This window comes from Sphingomonas elodea ATCC 31461 (genome assembly GCF_000226955.1).
Lineage (GTDB): Bacteria > Pseudomonadota > Alphaproteobacteria > Sphingomonadales > Sphingomonadaceae > Sphingomonas > Sphingomonas elodea.
The window spans coordinates 1-11409 of the sequence record NZ_AGFU01000083.1 but is presented as its reverse complement, the minus strand read 5'-3'; the positions used below and the strand labels follow the sequence as shown (position 1 = coordinate 11409).

Genomic DNA, 11409 nt, shown 5'->3' with positions numbered 1-11409 from the left:
GAAGAACGCCATCGGCAGGAACACCGCCGACAGGACGAGGGCGACGCCGACCAGCGCGCTGGTGATCTCGTCCATCGACTTGCGCGCGGCGTCGATCGGGCTGAGATGTTCGGTGACGATCAGGCGCTCGACATTCTCGACCACGACGATCGCGTCGTCGACCAGCAGGCCGATCGCCAGCACCATGCCGAACAGGGTGAGCGTGTTGATCGAATAGCCGGCGATCGCCATCACCGCGAAGGTGCCGAGCAGCACCACCGGCACGGCGATCGTCGGGATCAGCGTGGCGCGGAAGTTCTGGAGGAACAGGAACATCACCAGGAAGACGAGCACCACCGCTTCGATCAGCGTGTGCACCACCTGCTCGACCGACAGGCGGACGAACGGCGTGGTGTCATACGGGTAGATGACCTTGATGTCGCCGGGGAAGGTCTTGGCGATCTCGTTGACGCGCGCCTTGACCAGGTCGACCGTGGTCAGCGCGTTGGCGCCGGGGGCGAGCTTGATGCCGATGCCGGCGCCGGGCTTGCCGTTCCACTTGGAATCGAAGCCATAGCTCTCCGCACCGATCTCGACGCGAGCGACGTCGGCCAGGCGCACCACCGAGCCGTCGGTGCCGCTCTTGAGGCGGATCTGGGCGAACTGATCCGGCGTGGTCAGGCGCGACTGCACCGAGACGGTGGCGTTGAGCATCTGCTCCTTCGGCGCCGGACGCGCGCCCAGCTGGCCGGCGGAGACCTGTGCGTTCTGCGCCCGGATCGCCGCGGTCACGTCGTCCATCGTCAGGGCGAACTTGTTCAGCTTCACCGGATCGACCCAGACGCGCATCGCGTACTGCGAACCGAAGATCTGGGTGTCGCCCACGCCGTTCACGCGCGACAGCGGGTCCTGCAGCTTGGACACGGCATAGTCGGCAAGATCGGTGCCGCTGTGCGACCCGTCTTCCGAATAGAGGCCGATCACCACCAGGAAGTTCTGGGTCGCCTTGGCGACCTGGATGCCCTGCTGCTGGACTTCCTGCGGCAGGAGCGGGGTCGCTGCCTGCAGCTTGTTCTGCACCTGCACCTGGGCGATGTCCGGATCGGTGCCCTGCTCGAAGGTGAGCGTGATCGTCACCGTGCCGGCCGACGAGGACGAGGACGAGAAGTAGCGAAGGTGGTCGATCCCCTTCATCTGCTGCTCGATGATCTGCGTCGTCGTGTTTTCCAGCGTCTTGGCGTCCGCACCGGGATAGGTGGCGGTGATCGAGACGGCGGGCGGCGCGATGGCAGGGAACTGGGCGATCGGCAGCGTGCGGATGGCAAGGATGCCGGCCAGCATGATGATGATCGCGATGACCCATGCGAAGATGGGGCGATCGATGAAATAGCGCGACATGGGGGGTTACTTCCCTTGAGCCGGAGTAGCGCCGCCCGGCTGGCCCTGCGCGGGCTTGGCGTTCGGGTTCCACGGCTGCGGCGTTACCGGCATGCCCGGGCGCAGCATCATCGCGCCCTCGACGATCACCTTGTCGCCCGGCTTCACGCCGCCGGTGACGATCCAGCTGTCGCCGGCGGTGCGGCTGGTCTGGATCGGCCGCGGCTCGATCTTGTTTTCGGCGCCGACCACCAGCACCACCGGGTTGCCGCGCTCGTCGCGGCTCACCGCGCGCTGCGGCACCAGCATGGCGTTCTGCTGGGTGCCCTCGATCAGGTGCGCGCGCACGAACATGCCGGGCAACAGCAGGCCGTTGGGGTTCGGGAACAGCGCGCGGATGATCTGGCTGCCGGTCGTCTGGTCGACGGTTACGTCGGCGAAGCGCAGCGTGCCCTGCGCGCCATAGTCGTTGCCGTCCTCCAGCTTCAGCGCGACCTTGGCGTTGCCGTCCTTGGCAACCTGGCCGGCCATGATCGCCTGGCGCAGCTTGAGCACGTCGGCGCTCGACTGCTGGATGTCGACATAGATCGGGTCGAGCCGCTGGATCGTCGTCAGCGCATCGGCCTGCGAGGCCGAGACCAGCGCGCCGGTGGTGTAGATCGAGCGGCCGATCCGGCCGCTGATCGGCGCGCGGATCGTGGTGCGGGCGAGATCGATCTCGGCGGTGCGCAGCGCGGCCTGCTGGGCGGCGACGTCGGCGCGGGCCTGGGCGGCGCTGGCGACGGCGTTTTCGTAATCCTGCTTCGAGATCGCGTTGATCTTCACCAGATCGCCATAGCGGCGGGCGAGCGCTTCGGTGGAGGCGATCGTCGCCTGGGCGCGGGACAGCGCCGCGCGGGCGCTGGCGACCGCGGCGCGGTAGGGCGCGGCGTCGATCCGGTAGAGCGGCTGGCCCTGGCGGACCATGTCGCCTTCGGTGAACAGCCGTTCGAGGATGATGCCGTTGACCTGCGGGCGCACGTCCGAGCTTTCATAGGGGCTCAGGCGGCCGGGCAGCTCGCTGGTCAGCGGCACCGCCTGCCGCTGGACGACGACATAGGAAACCGGAGGCGGGGCGGCCTGACCGCCGGGACCACCGGCACCCTGCTGCTGGGGCTGGCCGCCACAGGCGGTGAGGATAAGCGCGAGAGCCGGCGCGGTGTGACGGAGAAAAGTCATGCTTCAGCCTGCCGTTGTGATATATGTGAGTGAACGTTCGCTCACATTCGCCGCTACTGCGAAGCGAGTGACTCGGTCAAGACGATTCTATAGGTGGCTTGGATGGCAGAAACCACGGAAGGCAGCGGGGTTCCACACCGCGAAAAGGCCATGTTGCGCCGCGAAAAGATCGTATCGGCGGCGCGCAGGTTGTTCATTGCGAACGGTTTTCACGCTACCGGCGTGGCCCAGATCGCCAAGGAATCGGGCATTGCGGTAGGTCAAATTTATCGCGATTTTTCTTCGAAGGAGGCGATCGTGGCCGAGATCGTGCAGGCGGACTGCATGGATTTCCTCGCGCCCGAGTCGCTGAGCGCGGGCATCCAGAGCGGTGATTCCGAGTTCGTATGGAAATGGCTGGCGGATTTCGTGCGCCCGGAGGCGGACGAGTCGGACCCGCTATTTGCCGAAATCGTCGCCGAAACCGCGCGCAACGATCGCATCAAGGCAATCTTCGAAGGCACGCGCGAGGAAGTGCGAGGCGCGATGCTGGCCGCGCTTTCGGCGCTGCTTCCGGGCGAGGCCTGCGCAGAACGGCGCCTGGCGCTCGCCGATGTCATCACCGCGACGGCACTCGGCCTGATGCAGCACCGCTTCCTCAGTCCGGCCGAGGATACCGATCGCGCTGCGGCGCTGATGCTGAGGATGCTGCGGCGCGAGGTCGCCGAGATGCAGGCCGAGGCCGCCAAACGCTGAACAGCGCGCTTTCTGGAAAGCGCTCCCAGAATGTGCAAATGGGAAAACCATGAGCCAGGATCCCCCGTCCCGCGTCGCGCTGTTCGTCACTTGTCTGGTCGATGCGATGCGGCCGCGCGTGGGCTTTGCGGCGTTGCGGGCGCTCGCCGATGCCGGCTGCGACGTGGTGGTGCCGCCGGCGCAGACCTGCTGCGGCCAGCCCGCGCTCAACTCCGGCGATCGCGCCACCGCGACCGACTTCGCCCGCCGCAACGTGGCGATGCTGGAAGGCTTCGAGGCGATCATTGTCCCCTCGGGCAGCTGCGCCGGCACGATCCGCTGCCATTATCCGGAGCTGCTCGCCGATGATCCTGCTTGGGGGCCGCGCGCAGAAGCGGTTGCGGCGAAGACCTGGGAGATTCTCGCCTGGCTCGACGCGCGCGGCTGGCGGCCCGAAGGCGTGGCGCTGCCGGCGACGGCGACCTATCATGACAGCTGCTCGGGCCTGCGCGAGCTCGGCATCAAGGCGCAGCCGCGGCGGTTGCTCGGCGCCGTCGACGGGCTGGACCTGGTGCCGCTCGCCGGCGAGGAGACGTGCTGTGGCTTCGGCGGCACCTTCTGCGTGAAATACCCGGCGATCTCCAACGCCATCGCCGACGAGAAGGCGGCGGCGATCGAGGCGAGCGGCGCGGGCCTGCTGCTCGCCGGCGATCTCGGCTGCCTGATGAACATGGCGGGCAAGCTCCACCGGCGCGGGGCGGAGGTGCGCGCCTTCCACACCATCGAGGTGCTGGCCGGCATGGCCGATGGGCCCGCGATCGGGGAAGCGCAGTGAGCCGGGCGTTCGACGCACGGGTCGACGCAGCCCTCGCCGACCGCCAGCTCAAGGTCGCGGTCGAGCGCACCGCCGGCACCGCCGAGGTCAAGCGCGGCGCGGCGATCGGCGCCTGGCCCAGCTTCGCCGCGGCGCGCGCGCGGGCGGCGGCGATCAAGGACCATGTGATCGCCAATCTGGGTTCCTATCTCGTCCAGTTCGAGGCGGCGGCGACCGCTTCGGGGGCGACGGTCCACTGGGCCGCTACCGCCGACGAGGCCTGCGCGATCGTCGTGGATATCTGCCGCAAGGCGGGCGCGAAGAGCGTCGCGCGCTCCAAGTCGATGCTCGGCGAGGAGATCGGGCTGCCGCATGCGCTGGAGGCGGCGGGGATCGGCCGGGTCGAGACCGACCTTGCCGAACACATCATCCAGCTCGCCGGCGAACGACCCTCGCACATCATCTGGCCGGCGATGCACAAGACGCGCGAGCAGGTCTCCGAGCTGTTCCACGCCCGCCACCGCGAACCGCATGTCGAGGAAAGCATCGTCGCGATGGCGGCAAGCGCAAGGCGCCAGCTGCGCGGGCAAATGCTGGGCGCCGATGTCGGCATCTCGGGCGCCAATTTCCTGATCGCGGATACGGGGCAAATCTGCACCGTCACCAACGAGGGCAATGCCGAACTCTCGCTGGTGCCGCCGCGCGTGCACATCGTGACGGCGGGGATCGAGAAGCTTGTGCCCTCGATGGATCATGCGGTGCATCTGCTGCGGCTGCTCGCCCGCTCGGCGACCGGCGCGGCGCTGACCCAGTACACCACCTTCTACGCCGGGCCGAAGCGGGCAGGGGACCGTGACGGGCCCGAGGAGATGCACATCGTGCTGGTCGACAATGGCCGCAGCGCGATGCGCGAGGAGGGGCTGGCGGAGATGCTCCGCTGCATCCGTTGCGGCGCGTGCATGAACCACTGCGTGGTGTTTCGCCAGATCGGCGGCCATGCCTATGGCGGCACCTATCCGGGGCCGATGGGATCGGTGCTGACCCCCGCGCTCGACGGGCTGGTGGCGAGCCGCGACCTGCCGAATGCCTGCACGATGAACGGCAAGTGCCAGGAGGTGTGCCCGGTCGCGATCCCCTTGCCGACCTTGCTGCGCGGCTGGCGGGAGAAGAGCTGGCGCGAGGGGCTGGAGCCGGTGACGTTGCGTTCCGGTTTGGGGATCTGGGCCTGGGCGGCGCGGCGGCCTTGGGTCTACCGCGCGGGCGTGCGCTGGGCGATCCGGGCGATGCGGCTGGCCGGGCGCGGCTGGATATCGAAGCTGCCGCTGGCCGGCGGCTGGACCGGCGGGCGCGACTTTCCCGCACCCGCGGCGGAGAGCTTCATGGACCGCTATCGAAAGGGTGAACGATGAGCGCGCGCGACGCGATCCTGGCGCGGCTGGGGCCGGCGCGCGACCCGGCGATGCTGGCGGCGGAGGCGGCGAGCCTGCTCGCGGGCGAGGAACGCGAGCGGCCGACGGGGCCGGAGGATCTGGTGGCGCGCTTCCTGGCGCAACTTGCGCTGCCGAGCGTGGCGGCGACGCATGCGCGGATCGGGTCGCTGGCGGAATTGCCGGGGGCGGTGGCCGGGTATCTCGCGGCCGAGGGCGCGACGCCGTCGCTGTGGCTGCCGCCCGATGCGCGGGTGGCGGGGCTCGACTGGACCGGGTTGACCCGGCTGGCGGAATGCCCGATCGACGACGGCGCGGTGCTGGCGTTTGCGCGCGCCGGGGTGGCGGAGACGGGCTCGCTGGTGTTCGAGACCTCGCCGGAAGCGCCGATGCTGCCCAACTTCCTGGCGCTGCGGCACATCGTCGTACTGGAAGTCGCCGCGCTGGTCCGCTGGCTGGAGGATGCCGCGCCGGGCGGCGCGGTGCCGCGCGCGCACTACTGGGTAACCGGCGTCAGCGGCACGACCGACATCGAAGGCACCTATGTCCGCGGCGCGCATGGCCCGCGGTACCTGCATGTGGTGCTGGTGGGGTGATCTTTTTCTTAAGCCCCTCCCCTTCAGGGGAGGGGTTGGGGTGGGGGACTCCGCTTCAAGCGTAGGACTCGCTTCTCGGTCATGCCCCACCCCTAACCCCTCCCCTGAAGGGGAGGGGCTTAGTCCACTTGATTAGCCGCTGACTTCTTGTGGCCACCCACGTTCTGTCAGATCCGGTTGATCGTCGACAAACTCCAGATCAAAGCCTTGCTGCCAAGGGAATTCGCCGTCCCGATCGGGCCAAACAATCTGGAGGCAAGGGAAGTCGTCGCCGTCGTAAAACCACCGGCTTCGCCCCAGATACTCAGCGTAGAAGCGTTTGGCGACAGGAAAAGCATAGGCTGGAAGATTCGAAAAGACTTGATTGGACGCCTGACCAACCGCCAATCGGTTCCCCGCCTTTGCATCTCGGAACAGATCGGCGAACACGTCTCGTGCGATGTCCCGCTTCATCGAGAAGAGGATTAATTCGGGGTGGCCGGTGGCGAGCCACAAGCCAGTGGTGAAACAGAAACTCGGGCCTTGGGCGTCGGCAAGCACTGCCGTGTACGCCCAGCCATATTCCCGAACCTTCTCGATAAAGTCCCGGTCTAACGCGTCTAGCGTTTGGAGTGGTGCATCTAGGGCGGTTCGCATGCCTATTCTCTAGCGGCTTTGACGGAGCAACGACACAGCAGTTCTGCGCCTTCATTCCTCCCCTGTAAGGGGAGGTGGCCGCCCGAAGGGCTGACGGAGCTGGGGCACGGACTTCCGCCTCCGGCCGGGACACCCCTCCACCACCGCCTTCGGCGGCGGTCCCCCTCCCCCTCCGGGGGAGGATTTTTTCAGGGCCTCAATGCCCCGCCGGCGCGAACTCCACGTCCCCCGCCGTCCCGGTCGCGCGCAGACCAAACCCCAGCACCACCAGGAACGCCACCGCCGGCACCAGCAGCGCGAGGTTGATCCCCGCGAGGTCGGAGAGATGCCCCATCGCCGCGGTCAGCACCGCGCCGCCGATGATCGCCATCACGATCAGCGAGGCGCCGATCTGCTTGAGCGGGCCCAGCCCGCCGATGCCGATCGCGAAGATCGTCGGGAACTGGATCGACATGAAGAAGCTCGCCGCCACCAGCGCATAGAGCCCGGTCGTCCCGCCGACGAACACCGCCACCGCCGCCAGCACCGCCGACAGTCCGGCGAACACCACCAGCAGCTGCGGCGCCTTCACCCTGCCGAGCAGCGCCGCGCCGACGAAGCGGCCCACGCCGAACAGCACCAGGCTGGCGAACAGATAGTCGGCCGCGCCCTGCTCGCTGAGGCCGGGCAGGTTCACCTGGGCGTAGCGGATCGTGTAGCTCCACAGCCCGACCTGCGCCCCGACATAGAAGAACTGCGCCGCCACCGCGAAGACCAGCGTCCGGTCGCGCAGCACGGTGCCGAGCGCCTTGGCCGTCGGTACCGCCGGTGCGTCGCCCTGCTTGCGGTTGTCCGGGAAGGCGATCAGCGCGGCGGCGATCGCGAAGGCGAGCACCACCAGCCCGATCACCAGATAGGGCGTCTGCACCGAGGCGAGTTCGCCCCGCAGCGTCGCGGTCCGCTCGGCGGCGGACATCGCCGCCAGCGCCTTCTCGTCCTGCGCGAAGCTGGAGAGGATGAAGTATTTGCCGACCAGCACGCCGAAGATCGTGCCGAGCGGGTTGGCCGCCTGGGCGAAGTTCAGCCGGCGCGCGGCGGTTTCGGGGCTGCCCAGCTCGGCGATCAGCGGGCTGGCCGAGGTCTCCAGGAAGGCGAGGCCGCAGGCTATCACGAACAGCGCCGCCAGGAACCAGCGATATTCGCCGAAATGCGTTGCCGGATAGAAGAGCAGCGCGCCGATCGCGTACAGCGTCAGCCCGGTGACGATCGCCGCCTTGTAGCCACGTCGCCGCGCCAGCATCGCCGCCGGCGTCGCGAGCAGGAAATAGCCCATGTAGAAGGCCTGCTGGACGAAGCTGGTCTCGAAATCGCTCAGCGTGAAGGCGCGGCGGAAATGCGCGATCAGGATGTCGTTGAGGTTGTTCGCCATGCCCCACAGGAAGAACAGCGACACCGTGAGGAGGATGGCGGGGGTATAACGTTGGGCGGCCGTACGGGCCATATGTCCTCTCCTTGGGGTCCGATGCCCTTGTTGGGCTTGATCGGCTTGGTGTCCAGATGCGGCAGGGGCCCCGCGAACGGAGCCCCTCCCACCTCATCCGCGGAAGCGATAGGCGTCCAGCGTTTCCGGCTTCATCTCGATCGAATAGCCCGGGCGCGACGGCGGCATGTAGGCGGCATCCCGGATCACGCAGGGATCGAGGAAATGCTCGTGCAGATGGTCGACATATTCGATCACCCGGCCTTCCATCGTCCCGGCGAAGCAGAGATAGTCGATCATCGACAGGTGCTGGACATATTCGCACAGCCCCACGCCGCCGGCATGCGGGCATACCGGCAGGCCGTAGCGCGCGGCGAGCAGCAGCACCGCCAGCGCCTCGTTCACCCCGCCGATGCGACAGGCGTCGAGCTGGATCACGTCGACCGCGCCCACCGCCATGAACTGCTTGAACAGGATGCGGTTCTGGCACATCTCGCCGGTCGCGACCTGCACCTGGCCGATGCCGTCGCGGATCGCCTTGTGGCCCAGCACGTCATCGGGGCTGGTCGGCTCCTCGATGAACCAGGGATGCGCGAAGGCGAGCGCGTTGACCCATTCGATCGCCTGGCCGACCTCCCACACCTGGTTGGCGTCGATCATCAGCTTGCGGTCCGGCCCCAGCACCTCGCGGGCGATGGTGACGCGGCGGATGTCGTCCTGAAGGTCGCGGCCGACCTTGAGCTTGATATGGTCGAACCCGGCATCGACCGCTTCCTGGGCGAGGCGGCGCAACTTCTCGTCGGGATAGCCGAGCCAGCCCGCCGACGTGGTGTAGCAGGGATAGCCGGTCGCCTGCAGCGTGGCGATGCGCTCGGCCTTGCCGGCGGCGCGCTCGGTGAGGAGCGCGAGCGCCTGTTCCGGCGTGATCGCGTCGGTGAGGTAGCGGAAGTCGATCGCGCGGACGAGCTGTTCGGGCGTCATGTCCGCGACCAACTGCCACACCGGCTTGCCCTCGGCCTTGGCCCAGAGGTCCCAGATCGCGTTGACCACGGCGCCGGTCGCCAGGTGCATCGCGCCCTTGTCCGGGCCGATCCAGCGCAACTGGCTGTCGCCGGTGAGGTGCCGCCACATCCGTGCGGGCTCCTCGGCGATCCAGGCGAGGTCGAGGCCGATCACCAGGTGGCGCATCGCTTGAATCGCCGCGACGCAGATGTCGTTGCCGCGGCCGATGGTGAAGGTGAGGCCATGGCCCTCGAGGCCGGGCACGTCGGTTTCGAGGATGACATAGGCCGCCGAATAATCGGGGTCCGGGTTCATCGCGTCCGAGCCGTCGAGCGCGGTGCTGGTGGGAAAGCGCAGGTCGACCGTGCGCAGCCCGGTGATCCTGGCAGAGAGGGCCTGTGCGGCGGCGACGTCGTTGGAGAGCGCGTTCATCATGTCCCTTAGTTGACCCAGCCGCCGTCGATCACATGGACCGCGCCGGTGGTGAAGGCAGCCTCGTCGCTGGCGAGATAGCAGACGAGCGCGGCGATTTCCTCTTCGCGGCCGAGGCGACCCATGGGCTGGCGGGCGACGAAGGCGGCGTGCGCGTCCTCGACGCTGATGCCCGACGCATCGGCCTGATCGGACACGCGCTGGCGCAGGCTGGGCGTGTCGACGGTGCCCGGGCACACCGCGTTGCAGCGGATGCCCTGCGCGACGAAGTCTGCCGCGACCGCCTTGGTCAGGCCAATCACCGCGGCCTTGGAGGCGCCATAGGCATAGCGATTGGGGATGCCCTTCACGCTGGAGGCGATCGACGACATGTTGACGATCGCCCCGCCGCCGCGCGCCAGCATGCCCGGCAGGAAGGCGCGGATCATGCGGTGCATCGCATGGACGTTGAGGTCGAAGGACAGCATCCAATCCGCATCGCTGCCGTCGAGAATCGAACCCGCCGCCACGAAACCGGCGATGTTTGCGAGCGCGTCGATCGCGCCGATCTTCTCGGGAAGCGCAGCGATTGCGTGGGGATCGAGCAGGTCGAGCGGAACCGCCTCGACGCCTTCCATGGTCGCGAGCGCGGCAGCATCGCGATCCAGCGCGAACACGCGGGCACCCTCGTTGCGCAGGCGGAGTGCGGTGGCGCGGCCGATGCCATGGGCGGCAGCGGTTACCAGCACGGTCTTGTCGTTAAAGCGCATGGCCTCCCCTTCGTTGACAGTGACTTTCATCTGTCAAAGTAACTTTCATTTCAATCCCCCTTGCGACGGAAATTCGCCGATTTGTCGTGGATTGGCATGACAGAATTGGTGATCGCCGCTAGGCTGGCTGCATGACAGAGAGAGGATCGGCCGCACCGGAAGAGCGGCAACCCACCTATGCAGCGCCGGCGCTCGAAAAGGGCATCGAGGTCGTCGAACTGCTGAGCGACGCACCGCAGGGCCTGACCATCAGCGAGATCGCCCAGCGGCTGGGCCGCTCGATCAGCGAGCTGTTCCGGATCATCGTGGTGCTCGATCGCCGCGGCTGGCTGCACAAGGACGGTGCGAGCGATCGGTATCGCGTGACCTACCGCCTGCTCGAGATCGCGCATCGTGCCACCCCGGCGCAGGAGCTGACCCATGTCGCGACGCCCCTGATGCACAGCCTGGCGGCGGCGACGCAGCAATCCTGCCATCTGGTGGTGGTGAACGGCACGCGCGGGCTGATCGTCGCGCGGCAGGAAAGCCCGGGCCCTACCGGCTTCTCGGTGCGGCTGGGAACCGATATCGACCTGCTGACCAGCTGTTCCGGCCACGTTCTGCTCGCGGCGATGGAAGGGGAGCGGCGCAAGGCGCTCTATCCGCGCGGACTGCCCAGAGGGTTGGCCGAGCGGCTGGAAGCGGTGCGGGTGCAGGGGCATGAATCGATCCCCAGCGCGCGCATGGCGGGGGTCTCCGACATGAGCTGCCCGGTCTATGGCTTCGACGGCCATGTGGTCGCCGCGCTGACCATCCCGTTTCTCGCGGCGATCGACGACGAACCTCATGTCGCGCAGGACGAGGCGCTGGAGATGCTCAAGGCGACCGCGACAGCGATTTCCTCGGCGCTCGGCTGGTTCGACCGTGTCGAGGCGCCGGTGGTGCCCAGCCTGTCGGTCGCGCCGCCCGTCCGGCGGCGGCGCCCGCGCGCCAAGGCGGACGCAGCGCTGGGATAACGGCGGCGGCA

General features: G+C 67.9%; 11 protein-coding genes. 5 read left to right on the top strand and 6 right to left on the bottom strand.

Going from position 1 to position 11409, the window contains the following annotated elements:
• Together KK7_RS0118210 and KK7_RS0118205 are read right to left on the bottom strand one after the other, a co-directional pair.
• Positions 1-1377: efflux RND transporter permease subunit (locus KK7_RS0118210; RefSeq protein ID WP_010546073.1), on the bottom strand; the 1377-nt coding region annotated here is incomplete at its 3' end.
• A gap of 6 nt (positions 1378-1383) precedes the next feature.
• Positions 1384-2574: an efflux RND transporter periplasmic adaptor subunit gene (locus KK7_RS0118205; protein WP_010546072.1), complete on the bottom strand. Its 1191-nt coding sequence runs from the start codon at positions 2572-2574 to the stop codon at positions 1384-1386.
• A 102-nt stretch (positions 2575-2676) separates the two neighbouring features.
• Here KK7_RS0118205 and KK7_RS21165 point away from each other — a divergent pair, with 102 nt between their 5' ends.
• The 4 genes from KK7_RS21165 to KK7_RS0118185 are packed head-to-tail and all read left to right on the top strand — an operon-like array spanning position 2677 to position 6125.
• Positions 2677-3309, top strand: a complete 633-nt coding sequence (locus KK7_RS21165; protein WP_100207637.1) for a TetR/AcrR family transcriptional regulator — start codon at positions 2677-2679, stop codon at positions 3307-3309.
• Positions 3310-3358: 49 nt separating this feature from the next.
• Positions 3359-4123, top strand: coding sequence for a (Fe-S)-binding protein (locus KK7_RS0118195; RefSeq protein WP_010546070.1), 765 nt, complete (start codon positions 3359-3361; stop codon positions 4121-4123).
• Entirely contained in the window at positions 4120-5511 is a 1392-nt protein-coding gene (locus tag KK7_RS0118190) for a lactate utilization protein B (protein ID WP_010546069.1), read from the top strand. The genes KK7_RS0118195 and KK7_RS0118190 overlap by 4 nt, the downstream gene beginning before the upstream one ends.
• On the top strand, positions 5508-6125 hold the full coding sequence (locus tag KK7_RS0118185) for a LutC/YkgG family protein (protein WP_010546068.1): 618 nt from the start codon (positions 5508-5510) through the stop codon (positions 6123-6125). Before KK7_RS0118190 ends, KK7_RS0118185 begins: the two co-directional genes overlap by 4 nt.
• 132 nt (positions 6126-6257) lie before the next feature.
• Here the strand turns inward: KK7_RS0118185 and KK7_RS0118180 are convergent, their stop codons facing one another.
• The 4 genes from KK7_RS0118180 to KK7_RS0118165 form a co-directional block, all read right to left on the bottom strand.
• Complete coding sequence (locus tag KK7_RS0118180; RefSeq protein WP_010546067.1) at positions 6258-6761, bottom strand: DUF4262 domain-containing protein; 504 nt, start codon at positions 6759-6761, stop codon at positions 6258-6260.
• 196 nt (positions 6762-6957) lie between these two features.
• Positions 6958-8241 (bottom strand): L-fucose:H+ symporter permease, encoded by a 1284-nt coding sequence (gene fucP / locus KK7_RS21160; protein WP_010546066.1) that lies wholly within the window; start codon positions 8239-8241, stop codon positions 6958-6960.
• 93 nt (positions 8242-8334) lie between these two features.
• Entirely contained in the window at positions 8335-9657 is a 1323-nt protein-coding gene (locus tag KK7_RS0118170; RefSeq protein ID WP_010546065.1) for an L-fuconate dehydratase, read from the bottom strand.
• 5 nt (positions 9658-9662) lie between these two features.
• Positions 9663-10403 carry an SDR family oxidoreductase gene (locus tag KK7_RS0118165; protein WP_010546064.1) on the bottom strand — a complete coding sequence of 247 codons (741 nt, stop codon included), beginning with the start codon at positions 10401-10403 and terminating at the stop codon, positions 9663-9665.
• Between the two features lie 131 nt (positions 10404-10534).
• Here KK7_RS0118165 and KK7_RS0118160 point away from each other — a divergent pair, with 131 nt between their 5' ends.
• Positions 10535-11398, top strand: coding sequence for an IclR family transcriptional regulator (locus KK7_RS0118160; RefSeq protein ID WP_010546063.1), 864 nt, complete (start codon positions 10535-10537; stop codon positions 11396-11398).
• The last annotated feature ends 11 nt before the right edge of the window (positions 11399-11409 follow it).